Below are 21080 nucleotides of genomic sequence, written 5' to 3' on the forward strand. Positions count from 1 at the left end.
CCGAGATCAAGCATGCAATTTCGAGTGCGCGATGAGGAGGCGGCGCAACGGGAACCAGATCTGCCCGGCGGTTGGGCCGCCAGGGACGCCGGCGGTCTCCACAGCGTCATGGCCGGGCTTGTCCCGGCCATCCACGCCTCTCACGCAGCATGGAGAACGTGGATGCCCGGGACAAGCCCGGGCATGACGACATCGAGTTGGGGGCGGTGCGCCGTCAGACCGCCGGGAGTTAGATCAGGACGCTTCCTTGAGCACCGGCGCGGCCGTCTCCTCCGCCTTCAGCTCTTCGAGACTGCGATGCCGCGGCTCGATGCCGAGAGCCCAGACCGTGATGATCTGCACCACGAGCAGGCTGATCATCAGCGCCATCACGCCGGCCACGCCGCGCGACTCGAACAGCGACACGACTAGGAAGGGCGTGACGATCGTGGCGCCGCGACCCAGCGTATTGACGATGCCTGAGGCGCGCAGCCGGACCTCGGTCGGAAACAGCTCGGGGATGTAGATACCGAACAGGAGCGCGACCAGGACGTAGATCGGTACCGTCAGTGCGAAGCCCACGGCCGGCAGCAGGATCGGATCGGAGATCGTGGGATAGAGGATGCCCAGCGCCACCGAGATCAGCGATGCGCCGATGATGGTGGGCTTGCGACCCCAGCGGTCGGCGGTCAACGCGCCGATGGCCGAGCCGACCGGCGCGCCGAGCGCCATCAGCAGCGAATAGCCGAACGATGTCGCGACCGACAAGCCCTGCTTGACGAAGAACACAGGCAGCCACGTCACGAAGCCATAGAGCAGGGTGTTGATCGTGATCAGGCAGATGGCGCCGACGATCATCCGCGACAGCAAGGGCGCAGTGAACAACGTGCCGAGATCGGGGGCGACCGGCACGGGTGTCGTGGGCGCGGGAGGAGGCAAGGGCTGCCCCTGCGCCGCTTCCTTCTCGATTGCCTGCATCAAAGCTTCCGCCTCAGCTGTGCGTCCCACGGCTTCCAGCCAGCGCGGCGATTCCGGCAGCGATTTGCGCATGTACCAGACGACGAGGGCGCCGACGCCGCCGAGCACGAACATCGAGCGCCAGCCGAATTGCGGCACCAGCACGGACGCGATCAAAAGAGCCGCGGGCAGGCCGGTCACGACGCAGACGGCGGTGAGACCGAGCCATTTGCCGCGGGTGCGGGCCGGCACGAACTCCGTCATCGTCGAATAGCCGACGACGTTCTCCGCCCCGAGGCCGACGCCCATCACGAAGCGGCAGGCGATGAGAAAGGCCATGTTCGGCGAGAATGCTGCGGCTAGGGACGCGATGCCGAAAAGAAGTAGATTGAATTGATAGGTGAAGCGGCGTCCGTAGCGGTCGCCGAGAAAGCCGGTGCCGAACGACCCAAGCATCATGCCGACGAAGGTCGCGGAGATGAAGGCCGCGTTCTGGGCGAGCGTCGAAAAGCCTGATTTCAGCGTCACGCTGAGCACTGTTCCGGCAATGTAAATGTCGAAACCGTCGAAGAACATGCCGATGCCGATCAGCAGCATGATGCGGCGATGGAATGGACCGATCGGCAGCCGATCAAGACGGCTGCCTGCGTTCACCGATGTCGACATTGACGCTCCCTTGACTGTTATTCTGGTTGATCCGGCCCGCCTTCTATGGGCGATGCCGCCTCTCGTGTGGTCAGTTCAGCCGCTTCTGATTGGCCGTGTCGCGATACCAGTCGAACGGCTGCTCGTGCGTCGCGACCATCACGCTCTTGGTGTTAAAGTGGTCGTTGAAGCTTTCGGTGCCGCATTCGCGGCCGATGCCGGAATCGTCGACGCCGCCCCATGGCGAGGCCGGGTCGAGACGATGGTGGTCGTTGATCCAGACGATGCCGGCCTTGACGGAAGCTGCGACGCGATGCGCACGGGCGACGTCGCGGGTGCGGATGGCCGCGGCGAGGCCGAACGGCGAATCGTTGGCGAGCCGCAGCGCATCGGCCTCGTCCCTGAACGGCGTCACCGAGGTGAAGGGACCGAACACTTCTTCCTGGAAGATACGCATGTCGGATCTGACGTCGGCGAAGACCGTCGGCTCGACGAAATAGCCGTTGTCGTGCCCCGGCACCTTCGCAGCGACGCCGCCGGCGACGAGACGCGCGCCGTCGGCGTGGCCATGGCCCGCATAGGCGAGCACGCGGTCGCGCTGCTTGGCCGAGATCACGGGACCCATCTGAGTCGTTGCATCGAAGGGATCGCCGACGCGGATCGTGCGGGTCTTGGCCTGCAGCTTCTCGACGAATTCGTCGTAGATCGACGCCTGGACGATGTGGCGCGAGGCGCAGACGCAGGTCTGTCCCGCGCCGATGAACGCGCCAAAGGCAGCGTAGTTGACGGCTCGGTCGACGTCGAAATCGTCGAACACCATCACCGGCGTCTTGCCACCGAGCTCCATTGTCTGGTGCGCAAACACCTTTGCGGCCGCGCTGCCGGCAATGCGGCCCGCCTCGGTGCCGCCGGTCAGGACCAGCTTGTTGATGTCACCATGTTCGGCCAGCATCTTGCCGGCGCTGGGGCCCAGCCCCAGCACGATATTGAAGACGCCGGGCGGCAGGCCCGCTTCGGTGAAGATCTGCGCCAGCTTCAGGGTCGTAAGCGGCGTGTATTCGGACGGCTTGACCACGGTGACGCATCCGGTCGCCAGCACCACGGCGAGCGACTTGCACAGGATCATCAGCGGGTGATTGAACGGCGTGCAATTGGCGACGATGCCGATGGGCGTGCGGAGCGTGTAGTTCAGATAGGCGCCCTCGACGGGGATCACGGAATCGCGGCGTGACAGCGCAACGCCCGCGAAATAGCGGAAGAAATCGGGCAGGCGGGAGAGCTGGGCGCGGGTCTCGTTGACCGGGCGGCCATTGTTGAGGGTTTCCAGCCGGTACAGGCTGTCGAGATTGGCTTCGAAGGCGTCGGCCAGCCTGTTGACCAGCCTGGCGCGCGCGCGTGTGTCCATGCCGCCCCAGGCTTTGCCTTCGAACGCAGCACGCGCGCTCTTCATGGCACGGTCGATGTCTTCGGCCGTCGAATTGGGAATGCGGGCAATCACGTCCCCGGTTGCCGGGTTGCGGACATCAAGCATCGCGCCGGCTCCGGCTTCGACCTCACGTCCATCGATGAAATTGCCATGGGTTTCGACGTCGATTGACGCCGGTTTGGAGGGAACGTTCATAATGACCTCTCTTCGACGATGACGGCGTTGCGCTTGAGCGCCGGCAGCACACGTTTTTCGGTGGCCCCGATATGGGCCTTGATGATGCGGGCCGCGGTTCGCGTTTCGCGGCTCTGCATGGCGTCGATCAGGGCGACGTGCTCGGCGACGAGCTTGGCGGGGTCGTGGCCCTTCAGATTGGAGATGCTGACGCGGACCAGCCGGTCGGCCTGGCCGATCAGGTCGCACAGCGCGGTCGCCATGCGGCGGTTGCCGGAGGCATGCGCCAACGCGGTGTGGAAACCGCGGTTGTAGGTGATGAAGTCCTCGTGGCTGCCCGAGAAGCGGCGGAATTCGTCGAGCGACTTCAAGACGCTGTCGGGCGCGCCCTCGATCGCCTCGAGAACGCAGGCCGGCTCCAGCGCAAGGCGGAAGCGCAGGAGATCGCGGGCATCCGAGAGCGAGATCGGCGTGACCCGATAGCCCTGGCGCGGCTGGACAGTGACGAGGTGTTCGCGCTGGAGCCGCAAAAGCGCGTCCCGGACCGGCTGGCGGCTCACCGAATAGCGTTCGGCCAGGTCCTGTTCTCGCATTTCATCGCCTGGAGCGAAGCGGCAGGCTAAAATATCACCTCTGAGAAGATCGTAGATATTCTCGCGCAAAAGCATGTGACCGGCCCTCTCTTGCTGTCTAATATCTCAGTCGTGATATTTCACGTCAAGAGCCAAATGCTTGAATTCCCTGTCAGTTGATTTATCAATCGGGACTTCCAGAATGCGCGAGTCCGCGTGATCTGATTGATGCAGCTTGGGAAAGACCGGACATGGACAGGCTTCTTGCCAACGGGACCGTCAACGCCGCGCAGACGGGCGAGGGACCGCCGCTGTTTCTCTTCCATTCGCTGCTGTCGGATCGCGCCAGCTTCGATGCGATCGTGCCGAAGCTCGAGACATCGTTTCGGACCATCGCTCCGGAGATGCCGGGGTTCGGCCGCTCACGCGCGGTCGAGGGCGGACTTGCTGCTGTCGCGGACCGAATGGCCGAGGCGGTGCAGGACGCTGCGGGCGGTGCGCCGTCGATCGTGCTCGGCAATGGCTATGGCGGCTTCGTCGCCTTGCAGATGGCAATTCGCCATCCGGGAATTGCCGACCGGCTTGTTCTCGCCGATTGCGGCGCAGCTTTTTCCGAGCCCGGCCGCGAGGCGTTCCGCAACATGGCGAAGATCTCGCGCGAGAAGGGTCTGGAGGCAATCACCGATGTTGCGATGCGCCGCCTGTTCGCGCCCGACTTTCAGGCGCAGCATCCGGAGCTGATGCGCGGACGTCGTGAAGCATTTCTGCGGACGGACCCGGATGTGTTTTGTGCCGCGTGCGATGCATTGGCTGGCCTCGATCTTCGCGCCGAACTCGCCGGCGTGCAGGTACCGGTGCTCGTCATGGTCGGCGAGCATGACGAAGCGACGCCGCCGCCGATGTCGCGTGAGCTGGCGGCGGGCCTGCCGCGCGCCGAACTCAAGATCATTCCAGGATGCGCGCACGTGCCACAGCTGCAATCACCGCAGCAATTTCTCGGCACTCTCGAGCGCTTCTTGCGGTGATCCGCGCTTGGGCGCCCGGCTTGCGATCGAATTGCCATGCCTTCCGGGCTATTAATGCCTGCCGGATGGGCTCGCCCCATGCGGTGGGAAATTCTTCAATGATTTGTGCTGTGTATGGGGTTGTTTTCGCATTTTTAGCTTGAGCGACCCCAGGGACCTGAGCATCAGCCGCCAGAATCCGTCCCGATCCGAGCCCTCCTAAGGGTTTTTACACATAGTTCTGGCACGCTTCCCGCGCGTCAATATCCGCAACCTGCATCGTCGCGCCTTATTGCGCGTACGAAAAGACGGGACCTGCGGGCATCGAGGGGGCGTGAGCCATGACTGCAGTTGCGTCGGACGCCGATCGCGCAAAGCGGGGGATCGTGCCGATCTTGCTGTGCGTCGTGCCGTTCAGCCAGATTCCCCTCGACGCCTATACGCCCGGTCTGCCGCAGATGGTGGTGGATCTCGCCACTGACGCGGCCTCGATGCAGAACACCGTCACCGCCTACATGCTCGGCATGAGTCTGGCGCTGGTGCCGGTCGGCATCGCCTCCGACACGCTGGGCCGCCGCAACGTCCTGCTCGCAGGCCTGTCGGTTCTCTTCGCGATGAGCATCGCCTGCGCGCTCGCCACCAGCGCCTCGCTGCTGCTTGCGCTGCGCTTCCTGCAAGGGATCGGCGGCTGCACCTGCCTCGTCGTGGCCTATGCGGTTGCGGCCGATTGCTATCGCGGTCGTGAACTCACCGCGATCTCCGGCCTGCTTGGCGCGGCCTGGGGGCTCGCGCCGGTGCTTGCGCCCGCGGCCGGCGGCTTCATCGTCGAGCTGACGTCCTGGCGCGGCGTCTTCGTCATCATTGCGATTGCCGCGGCCATCGTCGCTGCCGTCGTCACGCTGTTCCTGCCCGAAACGTTGCCGGCAGAGCGGCGCGCGCCGTTCGATCCGCGCCGTACCGCTGGCATCTTGCGCGAGGCGATTGTTCGTCCGGGTTTCCTGGCTTTCGTGCTGGTGTTTGCCGCGGCGGCGAGCGCGCAGCTGGCGTTCGGCGTCGTCGCGCCGTTCTTCTACCAGACCGGCCTCGGCTATTCCGCGGCGATCTACGGTCTCGTCGCGCTCGGCCTTGGCGGGGTCAATCTCGCCGGCGAGCTCGGTTGCGCGCATTTCGCGCGCTTCATGCCGGCCCGCATGCTGGGCTTCGGCGCCTTCGCGCTGTTTCTCGCAGGCTCCGCGGTGCTGACCGTAACAGGCATGGTCGTCGGTCTCGATTTCGCGTCGATCACGATCGGCGGTGCGCTGGTGCTCGGCGGCTGCGGCGTGCTGTGCCCGATGATGTACGGCATGGCGCTCGGCCTGTTCGAACGCGACCACGGCCTGATCGGCGGCCTCATCAGCGCGCTCTGCTATCTCGCTGTGAGCGCCGCCATGGCGATCGCGGCGGTGTTGCCTGAAGCAACCCAGGCGCCGATCGGATGGCTCTATCTCGGCCTCTGCGCCATCGCGGGCACGCTGCTCGCGATCTCCTTGCCGTCAGTGCGCCAGCCAAACAGTCTTAAGGAAGGGACCCAATCATGACCACGGTCGGTATTCGCGGCACGTTCTTCGACTTCGTCGACGATCCCTGGAAGCATGTCGGCAACGAGCAGGCCGCCGCGCGTTTTCACCAGGACGGCCTCATGATCGTCACGGACGGTGTCATCAAGGCATTCGGTCCTTACGAGAAGATCGCCGCCAGCCATCCGGGCGTTGAGATCACCCACATCAAGGACCGCATCATCGTCCCCGGATTCATCGACGGCCACATCCATCTGCCGCAGACCCGCGTGCTCGGGGCCTATGGCGAGCAGCTCCTGCCGTGGCTCCAGAAGTGGGTCTATCCGGAAGAGCTGAAGTACCGGGATCGCAACTACGCGCGCGAGGGCGTCAAGCGTTTCCTCGACGCGCTGCTGGCGTCCGGCACCACCACCTGCCAGGCCTTCACGAGCTCCTCGCCCGTTTCAACCGAGGAACTGTTCGAGGAAGCGGCCCGCCGCAACATGCGCGTCATCGCGGGCCTCACCGGCATCGATCGCAACGCGCCGGCCGATTTCATCGATACCCCGGAGAATTTCTATCGCGATAGCAAGCGGCTGATCGCAGAGTATCACAACAAGGGCCGCAACCTCTATGCCATCACGCCGCGCTTCGCCTTCGGCGCCTCGCCGGAGCTGCTGAAGGCGTGTCAGCGCCTCAAGCACGAGCATCCGGATTGCTGGGTCAACACCCATATCTCCGAGAATCCGGCCGAATGCAGCGGCGTCCTTGTCGAGCATCCGGACTGCCAGGACTATCTCGGCGTCTACGAGAAGTTCGACCTGGTCGGGCCGAAATTCTCCGGTGGCCACGGCGTCTATCTCTCCAACAACGAGTTTCGGCGCATGTCGAAGAAGGGCGCCGCGGTGGTGTTCTGCCCATGCTCGAACCTGTTCCTCGGCAGTGGGCTGTTCCGCCTCGGCCGCGCCACCGATCCGGAGCATCGGGTGAAGATGTCGTTCGGCACCGATGTCGGTGGCGGCAACCGCTTCTCGATGATTTCCGTGCTCGACGACGCCTACAAGGTCGGCATGTGCAACAACACGCTGCTCGACGGCAGCATCGATCCCACGCGGAAGGACCTCGCCGAGGCCGAGCGCAACAAGCTCTCGCCCTATCGCGGCTTCTGGTCGATCACGCTTGGCGGTGCCGAGGGCCTCTACATCGACGACAAGCTCGGCAATTTCGAGCCCGGCAAGGAAGCCGATTTCGTCGCGCTCGATCCGAATGGCGGGCAGATCGCGCAAGCATGGCACCAGTCGCTGATCGCCGAGGGCGCCGGCCCGCGCTCGATGGACGAGGCCGCGAGCATGCTGTTCGCCGTCATGATGGTCGGCGACGATCGCTGCGTCGACGAGACCTGGGTGATGGGCAAGCGCCTCTATAAGAAAGGCTGAAGCCGCCGCGATGAGCACATCTCCTGACACGGCCGGCAAGCCGGTCGCCCTCGTCATCCAGCGCCGCATCACTGATGATGGCTTTGCCGCGTTCGCGCGGTGGAACGGCGAGGTGGGCGAGGCGCTCAAGGCCTGGCCCGGTTTCCTGGGGCAGGAGGTGGTGCCGCCGCAGCCGCCGGCGCATGTCGATTGGGTGACGATTTTGCGTTTCGCCAGTCCGGCCGCGGCGCGCGCTTGGCTTCAGAGCGAGGTGCGGGCGAAGCTGATCGGAGAGGTGCAGCGCTTCTTCGTCGGTTCGGAGGATGTCCATATCCTGCCCGACACCGGCGTCCAGCGTGACAGCGCGGTGTCGGCCGTCATCTCCTTCAAGGTCCCGGATGGACTCGAGGACGCGTTTCTGAAATGGCAGCAGCGCATCCAGGCCGCCGAGGCCGAGTTTAAGGGATTTTTGCGTCACAAGATCGAGCGGCCGATTCCAGGCTTGCGCGACGAATGGATCGTCATCCTGTCGTTCGACAGCGATGCAAACCTCAATGCATGGCTGGGCTCGCCCGTCCGTCAGACCCTGCTGAAGGAGGGCGAGCGCTTCAACGCCGGCATGAACGTGAAGCGCGCGAGCTACGGCTTCAATTTCTGGTTCCCGGCCGGCAAGACTGGGGCTCCCGAGCAGGGCCCGGCCCTGATCTGGAAGAGCAATCTCATCGTCCTCCTGGTGCTCTACCCCGTGGTCTATCTGTGGGGCACTTTCGTCAGCCGGCCGCTGATCGACAGCCATGGCGTACCGGTCTGGCTGTCGCTGTTCGTCGGCAATCTCGTCAGCACCCAGTTGCTCGGCTGGTGGCTCGTGCCCGCCGCCTTTCGGGCACTCGACTGGTGGGTCACGCCGAAGGCGGCGATCAGTCGCCAGATCGCGGGCTATGCACTTCTTGCCGCGCTTTACGCCGCGTCGATGGGGCTGTACGCGCTGTTGCTCGCGTGGCATTGGGGACGGTGAGACCGTCCACCGTGCCATCGCGGAGAGGGGCGGTCGCTGGACATCGACGACCATGTTTGCCCTGACATTCCTCGGCACCTCGGCGAGCGTTCCTTCCGCGGAACGCAACCATCCGGCCCTGCTGATCGAGGTCGCCGGACAGCGCATGCTGGTCGATTGCGGCGAGGGCACGCAGCGCCAGTTGCTGCGCAGTGGCGCAGGTTTTCGGCGGCTCGACCGCATTCTGCTGACGCATGCGCATCTCGATCATGTGCTCGGCATCCCCGGCCTGTTCTCGACGCTGCGCTTGCGGCAGAGCGCCGAGGTGATGATGGTTCATGGTGGCCCATCGACGCTGGAGACGGTCATCCAGATGCTGGCCGGCTTGTGGGGCGCGGGCAGGGCGCCGCTTCCGGTGGAATTCTCTCCCTTGGCTGCAGGACGGTTCGTCGACGCCGGTGACTTCACCATCGACTGCTTTCCGGTTCGCCATCGCGACACTGACAGTTTTGGATTCGTCTTCCAAAGCCCCGCTCGCCGCCACCTTCAGCCGGATCGGCTGGCGGCGCTTGGCGTTCCCGACGGTCCCTTGCGCGGCGAGCTGGCCGCAGGCCGGGCAGTCGTAATCGAGGGCGATCAAACGATCGATCCGGAAGACGTCCTGGGGCCGCCGAGCGGCGGCAGGAAACTCGTCGTGATCGGCGACACCGAAACCACCGAGGGGCTGGCGCAACACGTCGTTGATGCCGACATGCTGGTGATCGAGGCAACGTTCCTAGATCGTGACGCGTCGACCGCGCGGGACTACGGGCATCTCACCGCGGCAGAAGCGGCGTCGTTTGCGGCAGCGAGCAATGTGAAGCAGCTCGTGCTGACCCATATGTCGGGACGCTATGAGGACGAAGAGATTTTCGCCGAGGCGGCACGGATCTTTCCGAACAGCCGGATCGCCGCCGACTTCGATCACATCGTGATCTAGCCGTCGCGACGAGACATCGCCAATCGCCGCCTCGTCCGGCTCTACAGACCGGCGGCAACACCGAGGCGGCCGATGCCGGGCAGCTTGACGGCGGGCCGGCGGATGTCGAGGCCGAGCACGGCGCCGAAGAAGTTGATCTCGAGGCCTTCGACCCAGCCGAGGGTCAGGCCGAGATAGCCGAAGAGCGAGGCATAGAAGCCGGTGCGCGAGGCGGTCAGCCCAATCCATTCCCCGGAATAGGGATAATCCTTGCCGATCGCGGTCGGCGGCAGAACCGCGCGAAGTTCCGGCACGGCATCAAGCGCGGCTTGAACGAAGGTATTTGAATTCGGTCCCGGCCAGGCGCTGTAGTCGCCGTAGGTTCGAAACTTGTAGGTCTCGATCACAGTCCGAATCCTGGGAATGAGGAGCTCGGCCCGTGGCCCATCTACGGCGACGACGGTTTCCGGCAGGGCGCCAAACCACCTTCCATCGGGAGCGAAGCCGTTGCTCCGGATCGGCTCACCCCACGCGGTGTAGTCGTATCGGCTGTAGCTGGTCGCACCCTTTTCCTTGACGACGATCCACGTGTGGACGGCGAAGATGCTTCGCCACCGGACCGTTCGCGCCGCATAAACCCGGATCAGGGCATCGGGATGGGAAGAAGCCGGCGGCAGCAGGCCTGCGCTGGAACGGTCAGCCGTCTGCCAATTGCCGCGGCCATCTCCAAGCCAATAGTACCGCGCGGCCGATAGGCCGATCGGCACGAACAGGAGCAGGAAGAAAATGAGCACGGCTCTTCGCAAGGGGAGATCGGGTTTCGGAAGGAAGTCTCGAGGATATAGGTCGCGAAAGCTTTTTCACAATGATCTTCGAATGCAGATCGTCAGCTGTGAGGTCGCACGGGACACGTCCGCGAAGAGATCGCTCAGCTCGTCAATCCCGACTTGATCGCGAGATCCTGTACCTGGCTGGTCAGCTCCATCAACCGCGGCAGCGCCTGGTCGCGGAAGGTCGCCATGTCCATGCGCATGGCATCGACCGTGATGCTCAATCCCCCGATCACGAGGCCCTGGGCGTCGAAGATCGGCGTTGCCAGCGTGCGCAGGCCGTAGGCGTTCTCGCCGTCGGAGACGGCGTGGCCTTTCTTCTTCACCTGATCGAGCCGGGCGAGCAGGGCATCGAGATCGGTCAGCGTCCGTTCCGACAGTTTGACCCGAGGGCGCGATTCCAGTCGCTCGATCTGCTCGTCCCGCGCCAGATGCGCCAGCATGACATGACCGAGTGCGGCGCTATAGGCGGGAATGCGCGTGCCCGGCCGGCGATCCATCTTGTGGCGGTCGAGGCCCGCGCCGACGCGCGCGAGATAGACCACGTCACCGCCGTCGAGGATGCCGAGCGAAGCCGCATCGCCGACATCGGGCACGAGATCTCGCAGCAACGGCTCGACCATCGGCCTCAGCGATCCGTGCGACAGCACGGTGTAGCCGAGATCGAGGCAGGCAACGCCGAGGCGGAACCGGCGGCTCTGCGGCACCGCCTGGAGATAGTCGAGCTCGGTCAGGGTCTGGATCAGCCGGAACGCCGTTCCGCGATCGAGATCGGCCCGTGCGGCAATCTCACTCAGGGTGAGCTCGAAGGCTTCGCTGCTGAAGCTCTTGAGCACGGCAAAGGCCTTGCCGACGGACGCGACGTGATTCTTAGGGTTTTTCGGGGGCGATTCCGATTTGCGCTTCGTGGCCTTCTTTTCGACCTTGGCCATGCCCGAATGCCTTGCCATGACAGCCACCGCCCTTGACGCGGCGGCAAGCTGATTTTACGACTGGTCAAGCCAATAACAAATGTTCGCAATCCGAACAACTGATTTGACGATCGGAGGAAGTTTGTCGACACCATCGCTGCACCCTCATGGCGTGTTTTCCGCCGCGCTGACTCCGCTTGACGCCGAGCTCGCCCCCGATCATGCGCGCTTCATCGCGCATTGCCGCTATCTCCTCGATGAGGGCTGCGACGGCATCGCGCTGCTTGGCACGACGGGCGAGGCGAACTCCTTCTCCGCGGCGGAGCGCATGGCGCTGCTCGAGGCGGTGGTGGCTGCCGGCATCGCGCCGCAACGTCTTCTGCCGGGCACCGGCGTTGCCGCGCTCAGCGAGACCATCGCCCTGACGCGCCACGCGCTTTCAGTCGGCGTCGACACCGTCGTGATGCTGCCGCCGTTTTATTATAAGGGTGTCACGGACGACGGCGTTTACGCGTCCTACAGCGAGATCGTGCAGCGCATTGGCGATGCCAAGCTCAAGGTCGTGCTCTATCACATCCCGCAGATGTCGGCGCAGCCGATCTCACATGCCCTGATCGAGCGGCTGCGAACGGCTTATCCGGCAACGTTCGTGGGTATCAAGGATTCCTCCGGCGACTTCGCGAACATGACCGCGATGGTCGAGCGCTTCCCCGGCTTTTCGGTCCTGGTCGGAGCCGATCCACTGCTGCTGCCGCTGCTGCGCAAGGGCGGCGCCGGCTGCATCACGGCGACCTCCAATCTGGTCGCGCGGGACCTTGCCTATGTCTACAAGCATTTTCGCGATAGCGACGACGACGCGGCGCTCAAGACGGCGCAGGCGCGCATCGTGAAAGCGCGCGAACTGGTCTCGCGCTTCGCGCAGATGGCCTCGCTGAAGACATTGGTGGCAGAGCGCACTGGCCACGCCGGATGGCAGCGCCTGCGGCCGCCGCTGGAGTCCTTGCCGCCAGAGCAGGTGAAAGAGCTGCTCGCGAATGCTGCGGCATTCGCAGCCGCTTTGTAGGCGGCGCGACGACGAGGCGATCCGATGTCAGACTCCTTCCAGGACGCGCTCTCCGGGCTTGCCGCGATCGTCGGCGACAAGCAAATCATCGCTTCCGGGTCAGACCAGGAGCCTTATGTGGTGGACTGGCGCGGGCGTTATCACGGCCGCGCGGTTGCGGTGGTGAAGCCCGGCTCCACCGCCGAGGTCGCCGCCGTCGTCAAATTCTGTGCGGCACGGCAGCTCGCGATCGTGCCGCAGGGCGGCAACACCGGCATGTGCGGGGCGGCAACGCCGGACGATCGGGCCGGCAATGTGGTGATCCGGCTCGACCGGATGCGGGCCGTGCGTGACGTCAGCCCGCTCGCCAACACGATCACGGTCGAGGCCGGCTGCATCCTCGCTGAGGTGCAAAACGCGGCGCGCGACGTCGATCGCTATTTTCCCTTGAGTCTCGGCGCCGAAGGCTCCTGCCAGATCGGCGGCAACATCTCGACCAATGCGGGGGGCACGGCGGTGCTGCGCTATGGCCCGACGCGCGATCTCGTGCTCGGGCTGGAGGTCGTGCTGCCCGACGGGCGAATCTTCAACGGCCTGCGCGCACTGCGCAAGGACAATACCGGCTACGCGCTCAAGCAGCTGTTCATCGGGGCGGAGGGGACGCTCGGCATCGTCACCGCGGCGGTGTTGAAGCTGTTCGCGCTGCCGCGCAGCTCGGCGCTGGCGCTGCTGAAATTGCAGGGCGTGGAGCAGGCGCTCGAGATCATGCAGCGCCTGCGCGGCGCGGTCGGCGACCGGCTCGGCAGCCTCGAGATCATGTCGCGCGCGCAGATCGAGGCGATCGCAGAGACCGTGCCACATGTCACGATCCCCTTCGAGCTGACGACGCCGTGGTATCTGATCGTCGAATTGACCGACACGCTCGCCGGCGTCGACCTCGATGAGCCGCTCGCCACGGTGCTGGCGGATGCGATGGAGGTCCACCTTGCCGAAGACGTGATCCTGGCCTCCAACCTCGCGCAGGCGAAGGCGATCTGGGCTGTCCGGCACAGCGTGTCCGAAGGTAACAAGCGCAGCGGCTATGTCGTCTCGCACGACAGTGTCGTTCCACTTGAGCGTCAGGCCGCCTTTGTCGCCAATGTCGAGACCCGGATCAACGCCGCGGTACCGCACGCGCGGGTCGTGATGCATGGCCACATCGGCGACGGCAACATCCACGTCATTGCCTTGATCGACCGCGCGCGTTGCCAGGACCCGGCGGCGACGGCTGCGCTTGTGGCCGAGATCAACGAGATTGTCGACGACGAGACGGCGGCGCAGGGCGGAGCGATCAGTGCCGAGCACGGCATCGGCATCACCAATCGTGGCCGGCTTGCCCGTGTTGCCGATCCTCTCGACATCGAGCTGATGCGCGATATCAAGAAATTGCTCGATCCGAAGGGCTTGATGAATCCCGGCAAGATCTTTGGTGCGGGAGCGGCATAAGCATGACGAGGGTCCGCCTGCTTGCCGACGATCTCACCGGTGCGCTCGACACCGCGGCGGAGTTCGTCGGCCTGTGCGGACCGTTCGATGTCGTCTGGTCGGACGCGTTTGCGCCGCTGGGCTCCGGAAGCCTGGCGATCGATAGCGGCACCCGCGAGCGGTCAAAGGCCGAGAGCGTCGAAATCGTCGCGCGACTGGCGCCGCAGCTTCAGGGCGGGACGATCGCCTACAAGAAGGTCGATAGCCTCCTTCGGGGCGCGTGGGCGGCCGAGCTTGGCGCCTGCCTGCGCTGCGGCCATTGGGCCTCCTGCGTGGTCGCGCCGGCGTTCGATTATCAGGGACGTCGCACCGTCGGTGGCCAACAATTCGCCCGCACCGTGCATGGCGATTGGCACAGGGTCGGCGACAATTTGCTGGATCAATTGCGGCAAGACGGCATCGAGGCCCGACAGGGCACGCCCGACACGCTCGCGCAAGGCGGCGTTCAGGTGTTCGATGCCGAGAGCGACCTCGACCTCGGTCGCGTCGTCGAAATGGCGCGGCGCATGCCGGGGCCCGTGTTGTGGTGTGGCAGCGGCGGACTGGCCGGTGCGCTTGCCCGTGGTCAAGGCTCCGCTGCGTCCTCGCAACTGAAGCGGCCGGTGCTGGGGCTGTTTGGCTCCAACCAGGCCGCCACCGCATCCCAGCTGGCGGCATGTGGTAACGCCACCATTGCGCTGGCCGAGGGGGAGGGCGACGCGGGCGTTCGGCGCAAGCTGGCCGACGAGGGTGTGGCGCTGGTGAAATTCGCCCTCGCCGACGGCTTGGTGCGAGCCGAGGCGGCGCGGCGGATCGCGCACGAGATGGCGGGGCTGATCGCGGCACTCGAACCGCCGGGCACGCTGGTTGTTGCTGGTGGGGAAACACTGAAGGCCGCATGCGTTGCCCTTGGCGCGCATGCGCTCGAGGTGACAGGACGGATCGTGCCGGGATTGCCGCGCTCGATCTTGCAAGGCGGCAGTTGGGCCGGCGTCGATGTCATCTCGAAGTCCGGCGCATTCGGCCCCAGCGAGCTGTGGCGCGACCTGCTTCGGGATAATCATTTGCTTAGCAAGGGGAGTCCGACATGACCTCTCGTCATCTAGCCATCACCATGGGCGATCCCGCCGGGATCGGGCCGGAGATCATCGTCAAGGCCTGCGTCGGGCTGAAGGACCGGATCGCGAAAGGCGATCTGAGGATCCTGATCATCGGCAGCGGCGCGGCGCTCGATGGTGCGAAAGCCGCGCTTGGTGCCGGCATTGCGATTCCCGAAGTGCGCGCCGAGGATCGCGACTGGCCGAATCTCTGCTTCCTCCAGGCCGACATCGAGGGCGACCCGATCAAGCCCGGCGTGCTCAGCGCCGATGGCGGCCGCTTTGCCTACAAGGCGATCGAGCATGGCGTGCGCCTGACGCAGGCGGGCCGGACCGCGGCGATCGTCACGGCGCCGCTCAACAAGGAGGCGCTCAACAAGGCCGGCTATCACTTTCCCGGCCACACTGAGATGCTGGCGCATCTCACCGGCGTGCGCGGCTCGGTGATGCTGCTCGCCCATGGCAACATGCGCGTCAGCCATGTCTCGACCCATGTGGCGCTCGAGGACGTGCCGAAGCGTCTGACGCCGGAGCGGCTGCGCATGGTCATCGACCTCACCAACGAGGCCCTGCTGCGGCTCGGCATTGCCAAGCCGAAGATCGCGGTTGCCGCGCTCAATCCACACGCCGGCGAGGGCGGCCTGTTCGGCCGGCAGGACATCGACGTGTCCGCGCCGACGATTGCAAAAGCCGTCGCCGACGGTCTCGACGTCGTCGGGCCCGTGCCCGGCGATACCATCTTCGTCAAGCTGCGCGCCGGCCAGTACGACGCCGCGGTCGCGATGTATCACGACCAGGGCCACATCCCCGTCAAGCTGCTCGGCTTCCAGGTCGATCCCGCGACCGGCCGCTGGCAGGAATTGTCCGGCGTCAACATCACGCTGGGCCTGCCGATCATCCGCACCTCCGTCGACCACGGCACCGCCTTCGACATTGCGGGCAAGGGCATCGCCAACGAGCACAGCCTGATCGAGGCCATCGACTATGCCGAGCGGCTCGCCGGTGGCGCTTCCCCCGTATCCAAGTGACGAGATCGACTGCACGATGACCAACGCCTTCACGCCCATCGAAATCCAGCGTCCCACCATCCTCGAGTTCGGCAACGGCACGGTCGGCGCGGCAGCGCGCTTCGCCGAGCGGATCGGTGCCAGGCGGCCGCTGGTGATCTCTGATCCGTTCAACGCACGCCGCCTCGACATGCTGGCGCTGCCGGGTGCGGTGAAGGTGTTCGGTGAGGTCAAGCCCGAGCCGGACCTGCCCAATCTCGAGAAAGCCGTGACGATGGCGAAGGACGTCAAGCCCGACCTCGTCGTCGGCTTCGGCGGCGGCAGCGCGATGGATCTCGCCAAGCTGGTCGCGGTGATGTGCACGAGCGACGTGCCCTTTGCCGACATCGTCGGGCCGGAGAAGGTGGCCGGCCGCAGCGTCGCGCTGATGCAGATTCCGACGACGTCGGGCACCGGCAGCGAGGCTGGCACCCGCGCGCTCGTGACCGATCCCGTCAGCCAGAACAAGCAGGCAGTGCAGAGCCGCTTCATGCTGGCCGACATCGCCATCGTCGATCCGGATCTGACGATGACGGTGCCGAAGGAGGTCACTGCGGCAACCGGAGTCGATGCGCTGGCGCATTGCGTCGAGGCCTATACCAGCCGCAAGGCGCATCCGACGATCGACCTCTATGCGCTCGAAGGCGCGCGGCTGGTCGGACGTTATCTCAAGCGCGCGGTGGCCGATGGTGGCGATCGCGAGGCGCGCGCGGGTCTGTCGCTGGCCTCGCTCTATGGCGGCTATTGCCTGGGACCGGTGAACACGACCGCCGGCCACGCGGTGGCGTATCCGCTCGGCACGCGTCACCATGTGGCGCATGGCCTCGCCTGTGCGGTGATCATCCCGCACACGCTGGCCTTCAACATGCCGGCGGTTGAAGCGAAGACGATCGCGGTGCTCCAGGCACTCGGACTGCCGGAGAAGGCCGATCCAAAGCTCGCTTTCGACGCCACCTACGGGTTCTGCAAGAACCTCGGCATCGAGATGCGGCTGTCCGCGCTCGGCGTGCCCCGGGACGACCTCGGCGTGATGGCCGACGAGGCGCACGCCATTCGCCGCCTGCTCGACAACAATCCGCGCGACCTCGGCCGGGATGCGATCCTGAACATGTACGAGGTCGCGTTCTAACCGTCTCCGCCGCTCGCGCGCGGCAACCAATCAACAACACGGAAAACAGAGGAAACTTCTATGAGATCGATGTGGCTTGTTCTTGCCTCAGCCTTGGTGCTGGCGGCCTCACCCGCAAAGGCGCAGGACGGCTATCCGTCCAAGCAGGTGACGGTGGTCGTTCCCTTCGCCGCCGGCGGCACCGCGGACATCTTCGCGCGCATGGTCTCCAACCATTTGCAGGCGAAGTTCGGCAAGCCCTTCGTGGTCGAGAATGTCGGTGGTGCCGGCTCGATCCTCGGCGTGACGCGGGTGGCGAAATCGGCGCCGGATGGCATCACGCTCGGCCTTGCCAGCACCTCCGCGCTTGCGATCAACCCGTCGCTCTACGGGCCGAAGCTCAGCTACCAGCCGGACAAGGACCTGGTGCCGGTCGCCCAGATCAGCGTCGTGCCCAACGTCCTCGTCGTCAATCCCAACAAGATCAAGGCGCGTACCGTGCCGGAGCTGATTGCCTATCTGAAGGCGAATCCGGACAAGGTCTCGTTCGGCTCGGCCGGTGTCGGCACCTCGCAGCATCTTGCCAGCGAGCTGTTCCAGCAGATGACCGGCACCAAGATGGTGCACGTGCCCTACAAGGGCTCCAGCCAGATGCTGACGGACCTGCTCAGCGGCCAGATCGATCTCGCCTTCGACAACGTTCCGCTGCTGCTGCCGCAGGTGAAGACCGGCCAGCTCGCGCTGCTCGCGACGGCAACGCCGAAGCGCGCCGCCTTCGATCCCGAAGCTCCGGCCGTTGCCGAATTCCTGCCCGGCTTCGAGGCCGTGGCCTGGCACGGTTTCATTGTGCCCGCGGGCACGCCCAAGCCGATCGTCGAAAAGCTCTCGGTCGAGATCCGCGCCTTCATGCAGCAACCGGAGACGGTGCAGAAGATGGCCGAGCTCGGTGCCACCGCGGTCGCCGTGGATTCCGAACCGTTCGCGGCCTACATCAACGCTGAGACGGCGCGCTGGAAGAAGGTGATCGAGGCCGCCAACATCGAGCTGGAGTAGGGCGGCACGCGATGAGATAAGCCGGCCGCCGCATGCCGAGAGCGGCGGCCGCTTGTTCAGTGCCGGTCGCCGGTTTAAGTTCGCATCAGCCAACGGGTGCGGGGCTGATGGGGACTGTTCGTTTTCTGCTGGCGGCGATCGTCGTTGGATTTCATTGCCAATTTGGCGTCATTCACCAGACAATCGGAGGCCTGGCCGCTGTAGAAGTCTTCTACATCATCAGTGGATTCTACATGGCCGCCGCCTATGAGCGGCACTATCCGGGACGGCCGGCTGCATTCTTCGCCAGCCGCTTCGCGAGGCTTTATCCGTTCTACCTCGCTGTCCTGGCAGCTACGTTCGCGCTACATCTGTGGAACCCGGCGAACGAGAGCGGCATCTTCAATTCCCTCAGAACGGATGAGCGGCCCTATGTAATCAACCTGTCGCTGCTCGGTCTCGATCTCTATTCGGCCATGCACAGCACCACGTATCTCCTGGTTCCGCAGGCATGGTCGATCAGCGCGGAGATCGTCTTCTACGCGCTGCTGCCTGCCTTGCTTCTCCTCAACAGAAAATGGCTCGCCGGGTTGGTGGCCGCTGCCTTCGCGATCAAGATGACCATTCTGCACGTCTACGAATGGAAATGGGCTTACTTCCCGTTTTACAGCCAGATCGGCTATTTCGGCACCGGCGTTGTGCTCTTCTCGTTGCGAGATCGCCTGACATGGTCGACGCGTGCGGGCTACTGGCTCGCGGCTCTGTACTGCCTCTATCTCCTCGGCGACGTCTATGCCGACGTCGACTATCACGGGGGCATCGTTCAGGGCGTACCGCTGGTTATCGCAACCTGCATCGTGATTCCGACGCTCTTCTCAAGGATCAACGGACCGCTGTCGACCGCATTGGGCGACGCCTCCTATGGAGTCTATCTCTCGCATTTTCTCTTCATCCAGATCGCGATCAATCTGCAGTTCTTTGATCCGATCACGCTGACCAATCCGCACATTGTGAGCCATGGGCGAATTCTGTTTCAGACCTTGGGCATCCTGCTCGCATCCACGGTCATTGCGCTCGCCTTCGAGTTCACGGTCCAGCGATGGATTGATCGGGCGCGCCGATCGCTGTTCTACAACCGCAAAGGGCCGCACGATTCCTTCGGGGAGGCTTGAGACAGTCCGTCCTGTCGGTGCGAACGCAGCCAGAACAAGCCGACGATGTTCACAGAAGGGCTGGACCGCGAAGGTCAGCGCGGCTATATGAGCGGCCTGCGAGCCGCTGATTTGCAAAAATTTCAGCCCGCCCTCGCAGAACTTCCGAAGAAAGTTTAGCGATTTCAAGCGCTTCGGTGGGGAATGGTGTAACGGTAGCACAACAGACTCTGACTCTGTTTGTCTTGGTTCGAATCCAGGTTCCCCAGCCAGTTCAGGCACGCCCAAAGGTCCAGATCTCGAGGTCCCTCGGTGACAGTGACGGTCCATGGGCCGCGCCGCCGGTCGCGACCGTTTGCCTCATCTGAAATCGTATTTCCCCGGTCGGATCGCCGTGCTCTGCATCGTCCTTGGGTCACACAACTCAAGGAGATCCCTGATGCCCTATGTCGATGGTTTCGTTCTGGCTGTGCCGAAGGACAAGATCGAGGCCTACAAGACGCTGTCGACGACCGCCTGCGCGCTGTGGATGGAGCACGGCGCGCTCGATTATGTCGAATGCGTCGCTGACGATGTCCCCTATGGCGAGCTCACCTCGTTTCCGCGCGCGGTGATGGCGAAGGAGGACGAGGTCGTGGTGTTTGCCTGGATCGTCTACCGCGACCGGGAGACCCGCGATGCCGTCAACAAGAAGGTGATGGAGGACCCGCGGCTGAAGATGGAGGGCATGCCGTTCGACGGCAAGCGCATGATCTATGGCGGCTTCACGACGCTGCTCCGGGCGAGCGACATCGTCGGCTGACGGGCGGGGGAGAAAGCCCATCTCGGAGGTGCGCGGTCGACTTCGGCCAGCAGCAGCAACAGGCAACCGGCGAGCCGCGCCTCCATCTCCTTCGACGACAGGGCCGGGATCGTTGAGGCGAGGCGGGTACGGACGGCGTGCTGATCTCGCACCCCCGTGTCGCATTACGAGGCGCCGTTCGAATTCGCCGGGCGGCTGCTGCGCGTCACCGTCACCATGCACAATGACCAGCGGCTCGACGACGATGCCGTGGGCAATGCGCAGATGGCGCGGCAGTAACGGGGAAGTGCGTTACTTGATCTTGTCGTAGGCGGAAGCGAAATCGCCCAGCGGCATCGGGATCGCGATCGTCTCCTTGGCCATGTTCTGGAAGGAGACCTTGAGCTGCTTGCCCGACCGTAACGCGGCAAGCAGGTCCGGTGCGATCGGCGCCGAGGCGTAGCAGCCGCGGTTCTCGCAGGTCTGGATCTGGAGGTCGACTGTCTTGCCCTCGTCGACCTGGAGCTTGGCGCCGATGGGAAGGTTGAGGCCGAGCGGCAATTGCAGCAGCGCCACCGGCGTGCGGGTGTCGGGCGCGATGCGGATGTTGATCAGGACGATGGTCTGGCCGGTCTTGGTCAGCACCGCGTTCTGCTCCATCGCACATTCGAGCGGCGCGTCACGGCTGGCGCTGGTGCAACGCACGATCCAGCCGGGCTGTTGCGCCGGCGCCCCGTCAGCCTGTGGCTGCGTCGGAGCCGGTGCCGGCTGTGCCGCAGGGGCGGGCGCGTTCTTCTTGGCGCCCTGCTGGGCATGCGCGGCGCCCAAGGGCAACAGGACAGCTGCGGCGAGGGCGACAAGTCTGGATTGCATGAGCATGGCGAAACCGCGTTGGCGTGAACCGGGGGCCTCGCTGTAGC

General features: G+C 64.8%; 20 protein-coding genes and 1 tRNA gene. 15 read left to right on the forward strand and 6 right to left on the reverse strand.

All coding sequences use genetic code 11. From position 1 onward, the window contains the following. Positions 1 to 234 precede the first annotated feature (234 nt). From GA0061098_RS04770 to GA0061098_RS04780, 3 genes are all read right to left on the reverse strand, one after another. Positions 235 to 1602, reverse strand: a complete 1368-nt coding sequence (locus GA0061098_RS04770; protein ID WP_091954247.1) for an MFS transporter — start codon at positions 1600 to 1602, stop codon at positions 235 to 237. 70 nt (positions 1603 to 1672) lie between these two features. Continuing rightward, complete coding sequence (locus GA0061098_RS04775) at positions 1673 to 3202, reverse strand: aldehyde dehydrogenase (RefSeq protein WP_091954250.1); 1530 nt, start codon at positions 3200 to 3202, stop codon at positions 1673 to 1675. Continuing rightward, positions 3199 to 3849 (reverse strand): GntR family transcriptional regulator, encoded by a 651-nt coding sequence (locus GA0061098_RS04780; RefSeq protein ID WP_091954253.1) that lies wholly within the window; start codon positions 3847 to 3849, stop codon positions 3199 to 3201. The genes GA0061098_RS04775 and GA0061098_RS04780 overlap by 4 nt, the downstream gene beginning before the upstream one ends. A gap of 155 nt (positions 3850 to 4004) precedes the next feature. Here GA0061098_RS04780 and GA0061098_RS04785 point away from each other — a divergent pair, with 155 nt between their 5' ends. The 5 genes from GA0061098_RS04785 (at position 4005) to rnz (ending at position 9680) form a co-directional block, all read left to right on the forward strand. After that, a complete protein-coding gene (locus GA0061098_RS04785) occupies positions 4005 to 4778 on the forward strand; it encodes an alpha/beta fold hydrolase (RefSeq protein ID WP_091954255.1) in 774 nt (257 codons plus the stop codon). A gap of 320 nt (positions 4779 to 5098) precedes the next feature. Further along, positions 5099 to 6334, forward strand: a complete 1236-nt coding sequence (locus tag GA0061098_RS04790) for a multidrug effflux MFS transporter (protein ID WP_091954258.1) — start codon at positions 5099 to 5101, stop codon at positions 6332 to 6334. After that, on the forward strand, positions 6331 to 7728 hold the full coding sequence (gene guaD / locus GA0061098_RS04795) for a guanine deaminase (RefSeq protein WP_091954262.1): 1398 nt from the start codon (positions 6331 to 6333) through the stop codon (positions 7726 to 7728). The genes GA0061098_RS04790 and guaD overlap by 4 nt, the downstream gene beginning before the upstream one ends. Before the next feature lie 10 nt (positions 7729 to 7738). Beyond that, the gene (locus GA0061098_RS04800) at positions 7739 to 8722 is read left to right on the forward strand and encodes an antibiotic biosynthesis monooxygenase (protein WP_091954265.1); all 984 of its coding nucleotides are present in this window, start codon (positions 7739 to 7741) and stop codon (positions 8720 to 8722) included. A 52-nt stretch (positions 8723 to 8774) separates the two neighbouring features. Then, the gene (gene rnz / locus GA0061098_RS04805) at positions 8775 to 9680 is read left to right on the forward strand and encodes a ribonuclease Z (RefSeq protein WP_091954267.1); all 906 of its coding nucleotides are present in this window, start codon (positions 8775 to 8777) and stop codon (positions 9678 to 9680) included. 41 nt (positions 9681 to 9721) lie between these two features. On the opposite strand, the gene GA0061098_RS04810 is transcribed toward rnz, so the two are convergent. Together GA0061098_RS04810 and GA0061098_RS04815 are read right to left on the reverse strand one after the other, a co-directional pair. Beyond that, positions 9722 to 10453 (reverse strand): DUF3750 domain-containing protein, encoded by a 732-nt coding sequence (locus tag GA0061098_RS04810; protein ID WP_091954270.1) that lies wholly within the window; start codon positions 10451 to 10453, stop codon positions 9722 to 9724. 134 nt (positions 10454 to 10587) lie between these two features. Further along, positions 10588 to 11439, reverse strand: coding sequence for an IclR family transcriptional regulator (locus GA0061098_RS04815; protein ID WP_245323155.1), 852 nt, complete (start codon positions 11437 to 11439; stop codon positions 10588 to 10590). Positions 11440 to 11542: 103 nt separating this feature from the next. Between GA0061098_RS04815 and GA0061098_RS04820 the strand changes: the two genes are divergently transcribed. The 10 genes from GA0061098_RS04820 (at position 11543) to GA0061098_RS46930 (ending at position 20460) form a co-directional block, all read left to right on the forward strand. Next, on the forward strand, positions 11543 to 12463 hold the full coding sequence (locus GA0061098_RS04820; protein ID WP_165637165.1) for a dihydrodipicolinate synthase family protein: 921 nt from the start codon (positions 11543 to 11545) through the stop codon (positions 12461 to 12463). Positions 12464 to 12487: 24 nt separating this feature from the next. Beyond that, positions 12488 to 13927: an FAD-binding oxidoreductase gene (locus GA0061098_RS04825; protein WP_091954279.1), complete on the forward strand. Its 1440-nt coding sequence runs from the start codon at positions 12488 to 12490 to the stop codon at positions 13925 to 13927. 2 nt (positions 13928 to 13929) lie between these two features. Next, positions 13930 to 15036 (forward strand): four-carbon acid sugar kinase family protein, encoded by a 1107-nt coding sequence (locus GA0061098_RS04830; protein WP_091954282.1) that lies wholly within the window; start codon positions 13930 to 13932, stop codon positions 15034 to 15036. After that, on the forward strand, positions 15033 to 16070 hold the full coding sequence (pdxA, locus tag GA0061098_RS04835) for a 4-hydroxythreonine-4-phosphate dehydrogenase PdxA (RefSeq protein ID WP_091954285.1): 1038 nt from the start codon (positions 15033 to 15035) through the stop codon (positions 16068 to 16070). The genes GA0061098_RS04830 and pdxA overlap by 4 nt, the downstream gene beginning before the upstream one ends. Further along, positions 16027 to 17217 carry an iron-containing alcohol dehydrogenase gene (locus GA0061098_RS04840; RefSeq protein WP_091954288.1) on the forward strand — a complete coding sequence of 397 codons (1191 nt, stop codon included), beginning with the start codon at positions 16027 to 16029 and terminating at the stop codon, positions 17215 to 17217. The genes pdxA and GA0061098_RS04840 overlap by 44 nt, the downstream gene beginning before the upstream one ends. A 60-nt stretch (positions 17218 to 17277) precedes the next feature. Then, entirely contained in the window at positions 17278 to 18249 is a 972-nt protein-coding gene (locus tag GA0061098_RS04845) for a Bug family tripartite tricarboxylate transporter substrate binding protein (protein WP_091954291.1), read from the forward strand. A gap of 32 nt (positions 18250 to 18281) precedes the next feature. Next, positions 18282 to 19400, forward strand: a complete 1119-nt coding sequence (locus tag GA0061098_RS04850) for an acyltransferase family protein (protein WP_091954294.1) — start codon at positions 18282 to 18284, stop codon at positions 19398 to 19400. A gap of 177 nt (positions 19401 to 19577) precedes the next feature. Further along, positions 19578 to 19651, forward strand: a tRNA-Gln gene (locus tag GA0061098_RS04855). A gap of 167 nt (positions 19652 to 19818) precedes the next feature. Then, the gene (locus GA0061098_RS04860) at positions 19819 to 20181 is read left to right on the forward strand and encodes a DUF1428 domain-containing protein (protein ID WP_165637166.1); all 363 of its coding nucleotides are present in this window, start codon (positions 19819 to 19821) and stop codon (positions 20179 to 20181) included. Between the two features lie 156 nt (positions 20182 to 20337). Beyond that, positions 20338 to 20460, forward strand: a complete 123-nt coding sequence (locus GA0061098_RS46930) for a hypothetical protein (protein ID WP_283807981.1) — start codon at positions 20338 to 20340, stop codon at positions 20458 to 20460. A 12-nt stretch (positions 20461 to 20472) separates the two neighbouring features. Here the strand turns inward: GA0061098_RS46930 and GA0061098_RS04865 are convergent, their stop codons facing one another. Then, positions 20473 to 21039, reverse strand: coding sequence for an invasion associated locus B family protein (locus GA0061098_RS04865; protein WP_165637167.1), 567 nt, complete (start codon positions 21037 to 21039; stop codon positions 20473 to 20475). Positions 21040 to 21080: the final 41 nt, after the last annotated feature.

The sequence above is a fragment of the Bradyrhizobium shewense genome (assembly GCF_900094605.1).
In the GTDB taxonomy this organism is placed as follows: domain Bacteria; phylum Pseudomonadota; class Alphaproteobacteria; order Rhizobiales; family Xanthobacteraceae; genus Bradyrhizobium; species Bradyrhizobium shewense.